The organism is Alteromonas lipotrueiana (assembly GCF_019249245.1).
GTDB classification, from domain to species: Bacteria; Pseudomonadota; Gammaproteobacteria; order Enterobacterales; family Alteromonadaceae; genus Alteromonas; species Alteromonas lipotrueiana.
This window is the reverse complement of record NZ_JAESDK010000014.1, coordinates 36,051-51,474: the sequence shown is the minus strand read 5'-3', so window position 1 is coordinate 51,474 and position 15,424 is coordinate 36,051. Positions and strand designations below refer to the sequence as shown.

General features: G+C 45.1%; 17 protein-coding genes. 12 read left to right on the top strand and 5 right to left on the bottom strand.

Features of this window, described 5'->3' with window-relative positions:
- Positions 1-103: 103 nt before the first annotated feature.
- Positions 104-562 (bottom strand): DUF3299 domain-containing protein, encoded by a 459-nt coding sequence (locus tag JK130_RS10600; RefSeq protein ID WP_218354349.1) that lies wholly within the window; start codon positions 560-562, stop codon positions 104-106.
- A gap of 596 nt (positions 563-1,158) precedes the next feature.
- On the opposite strand from JK130_RS10600, the gene pepA (JK130_RS10595) reads away from it, so the two are divergent.
- Together pepA (JK130_RS10595) and pepA (JK130_RS10590) are read left to right on the top strand one after the other, a co-directional pair.
- Positions 1,159-1,914, top strand: a complete 756-nt coding sequence (pepA, locus tag JK130_RS10595) for a flocculation-associated PEP-CTERM protein PepA (RefSeq protein ID WP_218354291.1) — start codon at positions 1,159-1,161, stop codon at positions 1,912-1,914.
- 562 nt (positions 1,915-2,476) lie between these two features.
- Complete coding sequence (gene pepA / locus JK130_RS10590) at positions 2,477-3,232, top strand: flocculation-associated PEP-CTERM protein PepA (protein WP_218354290.1); 756 nt, start codon at positions 2,477-2,479, stop codon at positions 3,230-3,232.
- Between the two features lie 540 nt (positions 3,233-3,772).
- On the opposite strand, the gene ppa is transcribed toward pepA (JK130_RS10590), so the two are convergent.
- Both ppa and JK130_RS10580 read right to left on the bottom strand, forming a co-directional pair.
- On the bottom strand, positions 3,773-4,306 hold the full coding sequence (gene ppa, locus JK130_RS10585) for an inorganic diphosphatase (protein WP_218354289.1): 534 nt from the start codon (positions 4,304-4,306) through the stop codon (positions 3,773-3,775).
- Positions 4,307-4,472: 166 nt separating this feature from the next.
- Positions 4,473-5,453: a class 1 fructose-bisphosphatase gene (locus JK130_RS10580; protein WP_218354288.1), complete on the bottom strand. Its 981-nt coding sequence runs from the start codon at positions 5,451-5,453 to the stop codon at positions 4,473-4,475.
- Between the two features lie 320 nt (positions 5,454-5,773).
- Between JK130_RS10580 and mpl the strand changes: the two genes are divergently transcribed.
- The 3 genes from mpl to JK130_RS10565 are packed head-to-tail and all read left to right on the top strand — an operon-like array spanning position 5,774 to position 8,593.
- Positions 5,774-7,147, top strand: a complete 1,374-nt coding sequence (mpl, locus tag JK130_RS10575) for a UDP-N-acetylmuramate:L-alanyl-gamma-D-glutamyl-meso-diaminopimelate ligase (protein WP_218354287.1) — start codon at positions 5,774-5,776, stop codon at positions 7,145-7,147.
- A complete protein-coding gene (locus tag JK130_RS10570) occupies positions 7,140-7,763 on the top strand; it encodes a flavin prenyltransferase UbiX (protein ID WP_218354286.1) in 624 nt (207 codons plus the stop codon). Before mpl ends, JK130_RS10570 begins: the two co-directional genes overlap by 8 nt.
- Before the next feature lie 5 nt (positions 7,764-7,768).
- Positions 7,769-8,593 carry a S1/P1 nuclease gene (locus JK130_RS10565; RefSeq protein ID WP_218354285.1) on the top strand — a complete coding sequence of 275 codons (825 nt, stop codon included), beginning with the start codon at positions 7,769-7,771 and terminating at the stop codon, positions 8,591-8,593.
- Here JK130_RS10565 and rraA read toward each other — a convergent pair.
- A complete protein-coding gene (rraA, locus tag JK130_RS10560) occupies positions 8,590-9,075 on the bottom strand; it encodes a ribonuclease E activity regulator RraA (RefSeq protein ID WP_218354284.1) in 486 nt (161 codons plus the stop codon). The genes JK130_RS10565 and rraA overlap by 4 nt on opposite strands.
- Positions 9,076-9,416: 341 nt before the next feature.
- Here rraA and lptM point away from each other — a divergent pair, with 341 nt between their 5' ends.
- Genes lptM through JK130_RS10530 form a run of 6 tightly spaced genes read left to right on the top strand, consistent with a single transcriptional unit; the run spans position 9,417 to position 14,046 of the window.
- Positions 9,417-9,578 (top strand): LPS translocon maturation chaperone LptM, encoded by a 162-nt coding sequence (gene lptM / locus JK130_RS10555; RefSeq protein WP_343210996.1) that lies wholly within the window; start codon positions 9,417-9,419, stop codon positions 9,576-9,578.
- On the top strand, positions 9,578-10,828 hold the full coding sequence (gene lysA / locus JK130_RS10550) for a diaminopimelate decarboxylase (protein WP_218354283.1): 1,251 nt from the start codon (positions 9,578-9,580) through the stop codon (positions 10,826-10,828). Before lptM ends, lysA begins: the two co-directional genes overlap by 1 nt.
- A 35-nt stretch (positions 10,829-10,863) precedes the next feature.
- Positions 10,864-11,694 carry a diaminopimelate epimerase gene (dapF, locus tag JK130_RS10545; RefSeq protein ID WP_218354282.1) on the top strand — a complete coding sequence of 277 codons (831 nt, stop codon included), beginning with the start codon at positions 10,864-10,866 and terminating at the stop codon, positions 11,692-11,694.
- On the top strand, positions 11,691-12,389 hold the full coding sequence (locus JK130_RS10540) for a DUF484 family protein (RefSeq protein WP_218354281.1): 699 nt from the start codon (positions 11,691-11,693) through the stop codon (positions 12,387-12,389). The genes dapF and JK130_RS10540 overlap by 4 nt, the downstream gene beginning before the upstream one ends.
- A gap of 41 nt (positions 12,390-12,430) precedes the next feature.
- Positions 12,431-13,318, top strand: coding sequence for a tyrosine recombinase XerC (gene xerC / locus JK130_RS10535; protein WP_218354347.1), 888 nt, complete (start codon positions 12,431-12,433; stop codon positions 13,316-13,318).
- Positions 13,319-13,329: 11 nt separating this feature from the next.
- A complete protein-coding gene (locus tag JK130_RS10530; protein ID WP_218354280.1) occupies positions 13,330-14,046 on the top strand; it encodes an HAD-IA family hydrolase in 717 nt (238 codons plus the stop codon).
- On the opposite strand, the gene cysE is transcribed toward JK130_RS10530, so the two are convergent.
- The gene (cysE, locus tag JK130_RS10525) at positions 14,029-14,847 is read right to left on the bottom strand and encodes a serine O-acetyltransferase (protein WP_218354346.1); all 819 of its coding nucleotides are present in this window, start codon (positions 14,845-14,847) and stop codon (positions 14,029-14,031) included. The genes JK130_RS10530 and cysE overlap by 18 nt on opposite strands.
- A 376-nt stretch (positions 14,848-15,223) precedes the next feature.
- Between cysE and JK130_RS10520 the strand changes: the two genes are divergently transcribed.
- The gene (locus JK130_RS10520; protein WP_218354279.1) at positions 15,224-15,415 is read left to right on the top strand and encodes a CsbD family protein; all 192 of its coding nucleotides are present in this window, start codon (positions 15,224-15,226) and stop codon (positions 15,413-15,415) included.
- Positions 15,416-15,424 lie beyond the last annotated feature (9 nt).

Sequence of the window (15,424 nt, the reverse complement as noted above, 5' to 3'; positions counted from 1 at the left end):
ACATAATTCTTATGCTCGGGCTGGTTTAATTAAACATTATTCAAAATGCTTGCCAGCCCATCATTCAAACTCATTAACCGATACGTAGCGTGGTGGTAGCGCTTTAAAAAGCCGAGACTGATTCTCCGGTTAAACGGTAGCCCACGGTGGCGATATCGCCTTTCCACCCTTCTGTCGACAATACACCGGTAACCCAAACCGCATCGTACAAATCGTCAATCGCAACGCCCTTTTCAAAGGTTACATGAACAATTTGATTTGACGGAGGGGGTGGGACATGAATACAGGCACCAAAATAAGGAACCAGAAGAAACTCGGTGGTTAATTCAGAGGTACCTTCAAGCGGTACCACAAAGCCAGGAACCTTTACACGTTTCCCATCGTATTTTGGCACTATCGGCGCATTCGGCTGTAATTGAGTCATGCTACCATCATGATTTATTGAACGCGTACTTTGTTCATCAAAGCCAACGGGCACTAAATCTTCCCAGTAGACTTCTGTTGGCTCTTCGGCCCATGCAATACTGCTACACAGCAACAATAAGAGTAATACTGATTTCAACACGAACTTCACCCCTTGGTGTTCAATAATTCATCGGCTCTATTATTTCATAAAATGGATACATATTAACCCGCAACTTATCGCTAAATTGCGTTGGCTAATTTTGACCGACGGTGAGTAAAAAGCGAAATGATTGGTGTTTTCGATATTGGAAGCGTATCGCTCCGGATAAATTTTCAGGTAGCATGGTTTTTCCAACCCCGCTTCGTACAAATTATTATTGTACCGTCATGTCAGTGTCCTCGTTTGTATCAATAGCATCAAAGTATTTATAGCTCAAACCGAGTGTACCCATCGGTTCCTGGACAGTTTGAACAGGAAGCAAAACAACTCACAGCGATGCAATGCTATTAGCGGTGGTAGGAATATAACCCTATACAACACTCAAACCCCAAAACACTTGATTAGTAATTAAACAAACCTTTAATAATCATTAATTTAACTTCTAATCCATGTGTCGACATAATTTACAGAAGATTTAGATCAAAACTAAAAACATATTAAAATCAATTACTTAAAAGTTGGCACGGTAGATGCTGTATCTAGTTAGACGCTTATTAAAGCATTACTTCAAATTGGAATATGGAGTTCGGAATATGAAACTTAAAACATTAGTAAAATCTTTAGCACTTACTGCTGGTATTGCAGCATCTTTTTCAAGTCAGGCTGACTTTCTTGATTTCCAGATAGACGAAACCCCTTACGGTGGTGAAGTTGTTAACGCTGATAAACTGAATGGCGGCTACACTGAAATCATTAGCTTTGACGATGCGGGTAACTTCACAGCAAGCGCATTTGCTTCTATGAATCAGCTGTTTGGTAATGATGGTACTGCGAACAGTTCACAGATTGGTTCTGTAATTGGCGCTAACTACAACCTGTATGCAACATTCACTGCTTCAGGCACGGTAATGACTCCTGGCGCAATGGGTGCCAACTCTTCATTGTCTGCTGATTCGGGTTCGTTCTCATTGTTTCTTGATGAAAATCAGGACACCATTGCAAATGATGTAGCGACACTGGATCTGGCTAATACGTCTGATGACAAACTGCTAGGCTCAAGCGACAACCTGGCTGAAAACGTAGGTCTTCTTTACGGTTTTGGCGGTGTATTTGATTTCATGTTCCGTGACTTCGAATTAACTGCAGACGGCGATACTTATTTTGTATCTCCAACGCCATTTTATATGAGTGTGCGTGTAGATGGTGATTTTGATACTGTACCGTTAGAAGGTGAGCAACGTGTAACTGGTGACGTAAGTGCGGTATTTGATGTGCCAGAGCCATCAACTATTGCGGTATTATCACTTGGTCTGTTAGGCCTTGGCGCTACCAGCCGTCGTAAGTCTTAATAGTACGCACGTAAGTTTGAAAAGGCGGCCCTCGGGTCGCCTTTTTTGATTTTATCAGCATCAACTTTGGTAACGTGAGCTCGTAAGTACGATTCAAGCCTTATGGCTAAGCGGTCACTTTATAGCACGAGTAGTTTGTATTTTTAAAATTATTGATTCGTTATCTTCAGCTTGCCACTCGGCGTATAAAAATTATTAAGCGTTCAACCTTTATAACTAATTGTATTCTTCTTTATAAATAACTTCGCAATAAGCATCTCTTACTGTTTTCTATATTGAAATCGCTTTCTAATTCTTTTTTAAAAATTCTTGGTTAATAGTAAAGATATAGCAAAAAACTTATTACCAAAATTATGCCTGACAATATAAGCCACGATAAATAACCTCTTTTATTTAGACAAATATCATCTAATACTAAAGTGTCAAATAAATTTACAAACAATTAAGATCACATATAAATTTAGCTAAATATCAGTGATATACAAGTTGGCACATAGTCTGCAAATTAAATATTAGAAGCTGATTCTAGCTTCATTTAAATTTTTACTTTGGAGTACTAAATATGAAACTTAAGACACTAGTAAAATCTTTAGCACTTACTGCTGGTATTGCAGCTTCTTTTTCAAGTCAGGCTGATTTTTTAGACTTTCAGATTGATGAAACCCCATATGGTGGTGAAGTCATCACTGCAGATAAGCTAAATGGCGGTTACACCGAAGTCATTAATTTTGACGATGCCGGCAACTTTACGGCCACTGCATTCGCTTCAATGAACCAGTTATTTGGTAATGATGGTACGGCCAATAGCTCTCAGATTAATTCTGTAATCGGCGCAAACTACAACCTGTATGCCACCTTCACAGCCACAGGTACAGTAATGACGCCAGGTGCAATGGGCTCTAACTCCTCATTGACTGCCGAGTCTGGCTCGTTTTCATTGTTCTTAGATGCCGATCAAGACACCGTAGCAAATGATGTAGCCTCGTTAGATCTGTCGAATACCGCTGACGATATGCTACTGGGTTCAAGTGAGAATCTGGCACAAAATGTAGGTCTGTTGTATGGATTTGGCGGTGTGTTTGATTTCATGTTCCGCGATTTCGAATTAACGGCCGATGGTGATACGTACTTTGTATCGCCTACCCCATTTTACATGAGCGTACGTGTGGATGGCGATTTTGACACTATTCCATTAGAAGGTGAGCAAACCGTTACCGGTGATGTGAGTGCAGTATTTGAAGTACCAGAACCTTCAACTATCGCAATAATGTCACTAGGCTTGTTAGGTCTGGGTGCTACCAGCCGTCGTAAGTCTTAATTACACGCTTATTGCCGTAAATATTGCCACAATATAAACGAGCAACTTTTAAAGACTGCCGGTTAGTACTGCTAGCCGGCAGTCTTTTGTATTGAGTCAGATATTTTGCCTGGTAGTCAACTACAGGCGTACCCGCAATTCACTTTCGACACTATTCATCTTCCTATCCGATAATTAAATATTTACAGCCATAAATCTGAACCTGTAATGAGATGGTTCTACGTGCTTATCTATGATAAAAAATTTGAATACTATTTTTCAGGCACTTCATTATTGGTTAATACGTTAGTGCTGAGGATTCAGGCGTGGCCACCCGCTTTTTATAAATATTGCAAACAATACCGATGGCTCGAAAAATACCAGCATCTATTTTTATTCGTTTTAACCCGGATACTTTTGGCGATTTGAATATGAATCAGGTAAGGCAGTAAATCGGACTCTTTCTTTTAATTTACGTAATAATGGGCAGCGTAGGATTATTAACAGGCATAAAAATCCGGCCTCTTTCGATACCGGATTTTTACCAGACACATATCAGTATTATGCAGACTGTTCGAAACGCTTAACACTGCCTACAATTTCTTCTTTAGCGGCGGCGGCATCTGCCCAACCATCAATCTTCACCCATTTGCCAGGCTCAAGATCTTTATAGTGAGTAAAGAAGTGCTCAATTTGCTGTTTTGTCAGCTCTGGAACATCGGTGATTTCTTGAACATCACGGTAAATTGTAGATAGCTTGTCTACCGGTACAGCCAGAACTTTGGCATCTTTGCCTGACTCGTCGGTCATATTCAATACACCCACCGGACGACATTTGATAACTGAGCCGCTATGAATAGGAAACGGCGTCATAACCAAAACATCTACGGGATCGTTATCTTCTGACAATGTGTTATTAACGTAGCCATAATTAACCGGATAGTGCATGCATGTAGCCATGAAACGGTCGACAAACATGGCGCCGCTTTCTTTGTCTACTTCGTATTTTACCGGGTTAGCATGGGCCGGAATTTCAATAATGACATTAATTTCGTCAGGTAAATTGTTACCCGCAGGTACAGTGTTCAAACTCATAAATGGTTCCTATGTGTTAAATCAAACTAAGGGAGATTTGCTCAGGCAAAGCAATGCATCGCCCTGTCTTGCCTGAGCAAACAGCTAAAGTATACGGTTAGCGCGGCAAAATAAAAACAACCAATGGTACACCGCCATGCCGGCTGCTCATTTGCCGCGCAATTTTTTATTCTGCTGCTTTCTGGTAATAGCTAAGACAAGTCTCTACCTCGTCTTTAGAGCCCAGTAAAACGGGCACACGCTGATGGATTTCAGTCGGCATAACTTCCATAATGCGGCCATGACCGGTATTTGCAAGGCCCCCCGCTTGCTCCATTAAAAAGGCCATTGGATTGGCTTCGTATAAAAGGCGCAGTTTGCCAGGTTTTGACGGATTACGTTTATCAAACGGATACATAAAAATACCGCCACGGCATAAGACACGGTGAATATCACCTACCATTGCGGCGACCCAACGCATATTGAAATCTTTTTCACGGGGGCCTTCGGTACCGGCCAGTAAATCGTTGATGTAATCTTTTACAGGTTGTTCCCAATGGCGCTCATTTGATGCATTAATTGCAAATTCAGAGGTCTGCGCAGGAACCTGTACATTAGGATGAGTCAAAAGAAAACCGCCATGGGTTTTATCCAGCGTATAAATATGGGTGCCCCGACCGGTAGTCATAGCAAGCATAGTAGAGGGGCCATACAAGACATAACCGGCAGCAACTATCTGCGTCCCAGGCTGCAAAAAGGCAGAAGGATCATCAGCGTCCATCCACTGGGGGGCATGAGTGATTGAAAAAATAGTGCCGATCAGGCTGTTAATTTCAGTGTTTGAAGAACCATCTAAAGGATCGAAGCTGACCAAAAAGTTACCTTCAGGGTTACAGGGCACTACCGTATCTTCTTCTTCTGACGAAATCGCTTTTACATAGCCAGAGTCACGCAATGTATCTTTAAGAATCTGATTAGAGATTACATCTAGTTTTTTCTGGGTTTCGCCCTGAACATTTTCACTTAACGTGGAACCCAAAACACCAGCCAGAGCTCCTTGACTTACCCGAAACGAAATTTCTTTACAACCCGCGAGCAGGGTTCTGATAAGCAGGATAAGTTCTAGCGGAGCGCCATCGTGCTGCAATTGCGAATTTAAACGTTTCATGTGTGCTTTTGCCTTGTTTTGTAGGGTTTTTTAATAGTGTAACTCAATATTACATGATGTCATGACCGGATAGCTGGTTTTACATTGTTTGCTTATTCTGATGATATGGCCTGGCAAAAGTAACGACTTTACCCAGGCTCTGATTGCAAAACGCAATGCAAACACAGTTTAACGTAGTTTTTAGAACCAAAAGCTATCGTTTCTTTTTTAACCGGCCGGTGCCGATTGTACCTTTGAACACCACTCAGGGGAAATGAGATATTCGCAGCTTATGCTGGTTCTGGTAAAGTAATCATCCTAACAAGAAAAACAGACTTTTTATGCACGTACATATTCTTGGTATTTGTGGCAGTTTTATGGGTGGCATTGCGGCTATTGCAAAGTCGCTGGGGCACACGGTAACAGGCTCTGACACAAATGTTTACCCCCCAATGAGCACGCAGCTTGAAGCACTGGGTATCACCCTTACTGAAGGTTATGACCCAAAGCAGTTTGACCCGGTACCCGACACCGTCATTATTGGTAACGCCATGTCCCGAGGAAACCCCGCGGTTGAGTATGTACTTAGCCGAAATCTGGATTACACCAGCGGGCCGCAATGGCTGCTTGAAAACTTTCTCAAAGACCGTTGGGTTATTGGCGTATCGGGTACCCATGGTAAAACGACCACCAGCAGTATGGTAGCCTGGATATTAGAAGATGCGGGATTAAATCCCGGTTTTTTGATTGGTGGTGTACCCGAAAATTTTGGTATTTCAGCGCGTACCTGTGACAGCCCATTTTTTGTAATTGAGGCCGACGAATACGACAGCGCGTTTTTCGATAAGCGCTCAAAGTTTGTGCATTATCGCCCCAAAACACTGGTCATCAATAATCTTGAATTTGACCATGCCGATATTTTTGCCGACCTGGCGGCCATCCAGACCCAGTTTCACCATTTGGTGCGCATGGTTCCGCAAAATGGATTGATTTTATCGCCCCATAATACCCCCGCTATCACCCAAACTCTGGATAAGGGATGCTGGAGCGAACAACAGCAATTAGGCACACACTGGCAATCCCGGTTGATACAGCCTGATGGCAGTGCGTTTGAAGTGTTACACCATGGCAAAGTGGTGGGTGAGGTACACTGGACATTGTTGGGTCAGCATAATGTCGATAACGCCATAATGGCAATTGGCGCTGCGCACCATGCGGGCGTGCAGCTAAACGATGCCATTACCGCCTTGCAGCGGTTTAAAAATGTAAAAAGGCGGATGGAAACAAAAGGCCGGGTGGCCGGGGTCACGGTTTATGATGACTTTGCGCACCACCCTACGGCAATTGCCTCCACTGTGGCTGGGTTACGCAACAAAGTCGGAACAGCCAGAATTATCGCTATTATTGAGCCACGTTCTAACACCATGAAAATGGGCATTCACAAAGACACATTGGCGGCCTCATGGCAACAGGCTGATGAGATTCTGATTTATGAGCCAGCGGGCATGAACTGGTCTTTGGCCCAGGCAGTACAAACCAGCAGCGCTTCTGCCCAATGTTATCAACAGGTGCAGGATATTATTGATGCAGCTGTGCGTATAGCCTGTTCAGGCGATCATATTCTGGTAATGAGTAACGGCGGCTTTGAAGGTATACACCAGCGCATACTGACTGCATTAAGCGATTTACCCACGGATATTTCAGATCATGACTAAACGTATTACCTTAGCCATTACCGGCGCCTCGGGCGCTCCTTATGCATTACGCCTGCTTGAAATGCTGGTTCGGGCCGACTACCAGGTTTTTGTACTTATTTCTTCTGCGGCTAAAGTGGTATTTGCTACTGAGGAAAATATAAAGATACCGGGGAAACCCGACGCTACTGCAGCTTTTTTCACAGAGCGATTTAATGCCAAACCTGACCAAATCACGGTGTGCGGTAAAGAGGAATGGTTTTCGCCGGTTGCCTCGGGTTCTGCTGCGCCTAAGCAAATGGTAATTTGCCCCTGCTCTACGGGCACGTTGTCGGCTGTAGCCTGCGGCGCGAGTGATAATTTAATAGAACGCGCGGCCGATGTGGTATTAAAAGAGCGCGGTCAATTAATTATGGTGCCCCGGGAAATGCCTTTGTCGACTTTGCATCTTGAAAATATGCACAAATTGTCGCAAATGGGGGTAGTAATGATGCCCGCAGCGCCCGGCTTTTATCACCAACCCCAAACTATTGCCGATCTAATCGATTTTGTCGTGGCACGGATTTTAGATCATCTTGGTGTTGATCAACAATTGATGGCCCGGTGGGGCTATCAGGCTCATTCAATAAAGGAATAATACCCATGCAGGTGCTTTCAAAGTCTAACCTTACGCTGCTAGCGTGTCTTACCACCGGATTAATTACCAGCTTGCCGGCACTGGGCTGGGGCCAGACCGGTCATCGCGTAACCGGAGCGATTGCTGAACGCTATCTGAGCCCGGCTGCCAGTACCGCCGTAGAGCAATTGCTGCCCAACGAAACGCTTGCTGAGGCCTCAACCTATGCCGACGAACAACGTTCAAATCCGGCATTATTCTGGCAAAAAACGGCCTCTCCATTTCACTATGTAACGGTGCCCGAAGACAAACATTACCACGAAGTAGGCGCGCCAGAACAAGGGGATGCGGCTTCAGCCCTGCAGCGTTTTACTAAGACACTTAAAGACCCCTCGGCAAGCAAAGAAGATAAACAGCTCGCTTTGCGCTTTGTGGTACATATTATTGGTGATTTGCACCAGCCTTTACATGCGGGTAATGGTACTGACAGGGGGGGGAATGATGTCAAGGTTCGGTTTTTCTGGGAAGACTCGAATTTGCACCGGGTTTGGGACACCCAGATGCTGGCTCAGCGCAATTTATCTTTTACTGAGTGGACTAATTGGCTCGACTCAAAAATAACACCTGAAAATATTGTGCAGTGGAACACCACCAATCCGCATGACTGGATTGCCGAAAGTGTGGCTTTGCGCGATACCCTTTATCCTGAAGATGCCAATAAAATGTCGTACGACTATTTATATAAACACTTACCACAAGCTAAAACACGGTTGCAGCAGGCAGGCATCAGAATGGCGCAATATCTTAACGAAGTATTTGCGCCAGGCTCGTCTGAACATCCTGAAGGTTAGTCGATATCCAGTGGTTCAGGCGATAAAATAACACCCGTGCTATCGGCGTAAAGGTGATCTTCAGGTAAGAAGGTCACCCCGCCAAAATTAACCGGTATATCAGCATCGCCAATGCTTTCGCTTTCCGCATTTACGGGAATTGTCGCCACAGCCATAATGCCAATATCGAAATCACTGAGGGTGTCTACATCGCGGACACTGCCATAACACACAATGCCTTCCCAGTCGTTGTCTATTGCCAGTTGGGCAGAGGTGGCGTCGATAAGTGCACGGCGGGTAGAACCTCCGCCGTCAATCAACAAAACTTTGCCACTGCCCGACTGGGCCAGCACCCGGTCAATAAGGCCACGATCTTCATAACATTTTATCGTGGTAATCTCGCCACCAAATGAAAAACGGCCCCCATAGCTGGCAAAAATAGGATCGACAACGTCGACGCTGTCGGCAAATAAATCGCAGAGTTCAGAGGTGTTATAGTCCATCGTAGCGCCTTTTATGGTTAACTGGATAAATCGTTACAGTGGAAGCCTGCGTTACAAACATGGCGTCACCGGGTTGTTGCTCTCATTAGCATAGCATTATTTAATGCAATACAAACGGGGCTTTTAATGCAGTTCATCGCATTGAACCATTGATAAGACTGTGATTTATAGCGGTCAACTGCGAATTCTGGCAGTCTTATTGAAGTGAGCAAAATCAATTACCCCGGCCTGCGCCGTTCTATGCTCTATACTCACCCAAACTGAAGCCGTATTGACTCTTGCATTTTCATTCGGCAATGCGATGATAACGGCATCATGAGATATTTTTTGCCAGGATTTACGTGTTAAGAAAACCCTGTATACGCTTTTGCCTGATAGTTAGTGCATTATTTGTAAGTGCCTGTGGTTACCGGGGCCCGCTGTACCTTCCCGAAGAAGCAGAAAAAAACGGTACCGAAAACACAGATAAAGTCACTTTAGATTCGTTTCAGGAACACAACTGATGGACTATTTTAACTACCGAGGCGCTCATTTATACGCTGAAGATGTGGCAGTAGCCGACATTGTCGCTAACCACGACACCCCTCTGTACATATATTCTCGCGCCACGTTAGAGCGCCATTGGCATGCGTTTGACGACGCAATAGGTTCGCATCCTCATCTTATATGCTATGCCGTAAAAGCTAATTCTAACCTTGGTGTGCTAAGTGTACTGGCTAAATTAGGTTCGGGTTTTGATATTGTCTCGGGCGGCGAACTGGCCCGGGTTATCGAAGCTGGCGGCGACCCGTCGCGAGTGGTATTTTCAGGTGTAGGCAAAACCTCTGCTGAAATACGTTATGCGCTCGAACAAAATATTCTTTGTTTTAATGTTGAGTCAGAAGCAGAATTACATCGCATTAATCAGGTAGCCAGTAGTCTGGATGTTAAAGCGCCAATTTCACTCAGAATCAATCCTGATGTTGATGCGAAAACGCATCCTTACATTTCTACCGGATTAAAAGCCAATAAATTCGGTATTGCCCGGGAACAGGCGCTACGCGCTTATGAGCTGGCTGCCTCTATGTCGCACCTGAAAATTGTGGGCATGGATTGTCACATAGGATCGCAACTTACCGAGTTGGCCCCTTTTGTTGACGCGCTCGACCGGCTGCTGGCGTTGGTCGACGAGCTGGCGAATAAAGATATTCATATTCAGCACTTAGATGTAGGTGGCGGCTTAGGTGTAACGTACCAGGATGAAACCCCTCCGCATCCTAAAGAGTACGCGGCGGCATTGGCTCAGCGCATGCAAGGACGTGAAGCATTGACCCTTATTTTAGAGCCAGGCCGGGCAATAGCGGCTAATGCTGGCATAATGGTCACCCGGGTCGAATTTATAAAAGAAGGAGAAGATAAGCATTTTGCTATTGTAGATGCGGCCATGAACGATTTAATTCGTCCTTCTTTGTATTCAGCGTGGCAAAATATCATTCGGGTAGACACGCAAACTCAGGCCCCCTCACGCATTTATGACATAGTAGGCCCGGTCTGCGAAACCGGTGACTTTTTGGGCCGGGACCGTCAGCTTGCCGTAGCGCCGGATGATTTATTGGCGGTCCGCAGTGCCGGGGCGTATGGATTTGTAATGGCGTCTAACTACAATAGTCGGTGTCGACCAGCTGAAATTTTAGTCGACAAAGATCAGGTACTGGTAGTACGTGAGCGAGAAAAACAAAAAGATCTCTGGAAAGGCGAGTATAAACTTCCGTAAACTAGAGATTAATACAGACAGGCAGTAAGCGGTTAATGCAAATTCAATTTTCCAAAATGCACGGCCTGGGTAACGACTTTATGGTGATCGACAACGTTACCCAGAATGTCTATTTTTCACAGGACAAAATTCAGCAGCTGGCTGACCGGCATTTTGGTATTGGTTTTGACCAACTGCTGATGGTAGAGCCTCCTTACGATCCTGAGCAAGACTTCCACTATCGCATTTTTAATGCAGATGGTAGTGAGGTGAATCAGTGTGGTAACGGGGCGCGTTGTTTTGCGCGCTTTGTAAAACAAAAGGGGCTTATTAACCGCAATAAAATTTTGGTAAGTACCAAAGCCGGAAAAATGGTGCTGTATCTTGAAAAAGATGGGCAGGTTACGGTCAACATGGGAAAACCGGAATTCGAGCCGTCAAAAATTCCTTTAAAAGCGAACAAACAAGAAAAAACGTATTTGATTCGCGAAGACAATCATACCCTGTTCTATGGTGCGGTTTCGATGGGAAACCCACATTGTGTGCTGGAAGTTGACAATATTGATACTGCTCAGGTCGAAACGCTGGGTCCTATGTTAGAGCGTCACGAAAGGTTTCCTGAAGGCGCTAACATTGGGTTTATGCAAATACTGCACGCAGGTCATATTAAACTGCGGGTGTTCGAACGTGCGGTAGGCGAAACCATGGCCTGTGGCAGTGGCGCGTGTGCAGCAGCGGCTATCGGGCAGTTACAGGGAAAACTGGGCAAAGATGTTCGGGTTGACTTACCCGGAGGTAGCTTGCGCATACGCTGGCAGGGGCCGGGTTCGGTTCTTAAAATGACCGGTCCCGCACAGCATATTTATGACGGACAATTGATGTTATGAACGATGTTTCAGGGAAGACAAAACCAACCATTAAACTCTCTTCGTCCTATGCTGAAAAAAGTTCGCTAACCGCTGATCAGGTGAGTGATTATTTACTTAAAAACCCCGATTTTTTTAAGCAACAACCGCATCTGCTAGAGCGTTTACACATTCCACATGAAGCCCGGGGCAGTGTCTCTTTAGTTGAGATTCAAAGTGAACAGCTTCGAAAAAAAGTACGTCAGCAAAATTACAAACTCAATCAGCTTATTGGTGTCGCTCGACAAAACGAAAAAATTTATCGGGTTTATACCGATCTGAATGTACAGCTGCTTACCTGTAAAAGTGCCGCTGAAATTCAGTACAAACTTGAAGAGGTGTTACAGGAAGAGTTAGATCTGACGTCGGTCAAGCTGCACCTTTTCAGTGGCCCACATGCCTTACAAGAGCTGCAGCGGCGACTGTTTGTGGAAAAACGGTTCAAGCACAGCAACTTCTTTTTTGGACGCCTGAGCCAACACGAGCGCCAACTTTTGTTTGCAGACAATATTGCTGAGTCAGCAGCCCTTATTTTGTTAGGCGCTAAGCAGCCTATCGCGATGGTGGCGGTAGGCAGTCGCGATCCGGGTCATTTTACGCCCGACATGGACACACTGTTATTAAAACAGCTGCAGCAGGTTTTAAACATTGTGTTGCCCGACTTACTGGATTATTAACGTTGTCTGAAGCAACATCTTCTAAACCTGTATCTACTTTGATGTCTGATCAGTGCGCCCACTGGCTCGAAAAATTTATCACTCACTTGCAGATCGAACGTGGGTTATCTTCGCATACTCTTGCTAATTACCGACGCCAGCTGAGCTTTGTGGCGACAACTCTACAGCTTTCAGACTGGTCCGGACTGACCCCCACCGACATCAAACGTATTTTAAGCCTGTCAAAACAACAGGGGCAGCATGCCCGCAGCATCGCCTTACGATTGTCAGCGCTACGTACTTTTTGTCGCTACCTGATAGAACAGCAGCAGTTGTACAGTAACCCGGTAGAAGGGATTTCGGCGCCCAAACAACCTCGTCCGCTACCTAAACAGTTATCGGTTGACGATATGCAGCATTTGCTTAGTCACGATGACAGTGCATTATTAATAGTACGTGATAAAGCCATGTTCGAACTGCTGTACGGCTGCGGCTTACGCCTTAACGAATTAACCGGCCTGAACCTTAACGACTGTCAGGCAGATGGTACTTTGCGGGTGCGCGGTAAGGGGAGTAAAGAACGTATTCTTCCGATGGGGAGTATGGCTCGCAAAGCGTTGGCGGCGTGGCTAAGAGTACGGCCTCAGCTTTGCCCAACGGGTGAAGCGGCCGTTTTTCTAAGCTCACATAAAAACCGTATTTCTAATCGTCAGGTTGCCAACCGGTTAGAAACCATGTCGATAAATCAGGGGTTAGGCCGTAAAATCAGTCCTCATAAGTTGCGCCATTCTTTTGCTACCCACGTATTGGAGTCAAGCGGTGATCTGCGCTCGGTTCAGGAATTGTTAGGTCATGCTAATTTGTCGACCACGCAGGTGTATACCCATCTGGACTTTCAGCATTTGGCAAAGGTCTATGACTCGGCCCATCCCAAAGCACGGAAAAAATAAAGGAGACAGCCATGCGGTTTTATCGTCCGGTAGGTCCGGTTAAAGCAATGACATTCGATTTGGACGATACGCTTTATGACAACGGCCCGGTAATTCGCGCGGCCGAAGCAACCTTAAAAAACCATATTTCTGAGCATCACCCCCGCACTGCTGCCTTGAGCCCAGGACAGTGGCATCATATTAAGCAAACATTATTAGACGCTGAGCCGCGCTTATCCAGTGACATGGGGCGCTGGCGTATGCAAACATTACAACAAGCCCTCACGCACGATATTGACGATGAAACCGAAGTTAAAAAAGCGGCGAAAGTTTGTTTCGATTGCTTTTACACAGCGCGCAGCAATTTTGTATTGACCGATGAAATGCATCAAACGCTGGCCAAACTTGCCCGCAGACTGCCTTTAATTGGTATTACTAACGGCAATGTAGATACCGAGGCGACCGGACTCAGCCGGTATTTTTCGCAGGTTCTGCACGCCAGTATCGAACGTCCGATGAAGCCATCCAGAGCGATGTTTGATGAAGCCGTTACATTATTAAACATCCCTGCTCATGAGATCTTACACATTGGCGATAATTTAGAAAAAGACGTGTATGGGGCCATTGCTGCGGGCTTACAAAGTGCGTGGTATGCATACAACCGGAAGATGATAATGCGACAAGAACACGTCAGGGTACTGCCGCATATCGAGCTTGATAGTCTTGAAGAGCTAGTTACCCTGCTGTAACTGGCCGTTGTCTTCAAGTACATTTTGGCGCATTGAATCGCAAGGTCTTGGGCACGTTGGCCGGCCAACTACTTTTGCAGGAACTCCCACTACCGTCGTATGCGGGGGGACATCGCTTAAAACCACGCTGCCAGCTCCCACTTTCGAGCCTTCTCCTACTTCAATATTGCCAAGTATTTTTGCTCCGGCGCCCACTAACACACCCTGGCGTACCTTAGGGTGACGATCGCCTGACTGGTGTCCGGTACCACCTAGCGTTACGCTTTGAAGCAACGAAACATGGTCTTCAATAACCGCGGTCTCACCTACTACAATGCCTGTGGCATGGTCAAACATAACGCCTTTGCCTATTCGGGCAGCAGGATGAATATCAACACCAAAGGTCACAGAATTCCGGCTTTGTAAAAATAGCGCTAACTGACGCCGGCCTTTGTTCCACAAATAATGCGCTATACGATGAATTTGTACCGCCTGAAAGCCTTTAAAATATAAAAGCGGCGTAAGCCAGTCTTCAACTGCAGCATCACGGCGATGTATGGCCTCGATATCTTCAATTGCTGATTCTGTTATTTGCGGTTCCAACAGATAGGCTTCATCAAGGACCTCACGAATTGCCAGCGCAGGCATAACATCGTCTGCCACTTTATTTGACAGAATAAAGCTTAAAGACGATTCAAAATTATGATGCGTTAAAATACAGGCATGGATATAGCTGGCGAGCAAAGGCTCATTGTCTGCAATTGTTTTGGCCTCTTGTTTTAACACATGCCAAAAGTCTGTGGTTGCCGAGTTTGCCTGCATAGCCTTGCTCCCAAAGATAGCGTATCGAAAAGGTGCCATTTTGTAGCCTCAGCCTGATAAATTTCAAGCCATAGACCACCAAAGGTACAAATTATCAGAGTGAATGGTTGGTACCGATGAGCAGGCTGGTTTGATCAAAAAACCTGCTAGAAAGGATGTAGAATTTCTTTTTTATGCAACGCCGTGTAAAACATGCAGAACTTCACAAATTCATTAAGGCTATTAATTACCAATTAGCCCTTCTTGAATACCTAATAAATGTTATTTTTCATAAACTTAAATACTTCATATGATTTTGGGTACAGCCTATGCTTTGTATTTATTGAAGCAGACTGGAATTATTCGGTCACAGCCAATCTCATTTATGGAGGAAGATATGAACGACGATAAAGTAAAAGGCAACTGGAAAGAGATGAAAGGCAAAGTGCAGCAGAAATGGGGTAAACTGACCGATGATGACGTTGATAAAATTGACGGCCGCCGTGAAGAACTCGTTGGAAAGCTGCAACAGCAATATGGTAAGTCTCGCGAAGAAGCCGAGCGTGAAGTAGACGACTACTTCAAATAGAACTTTCTG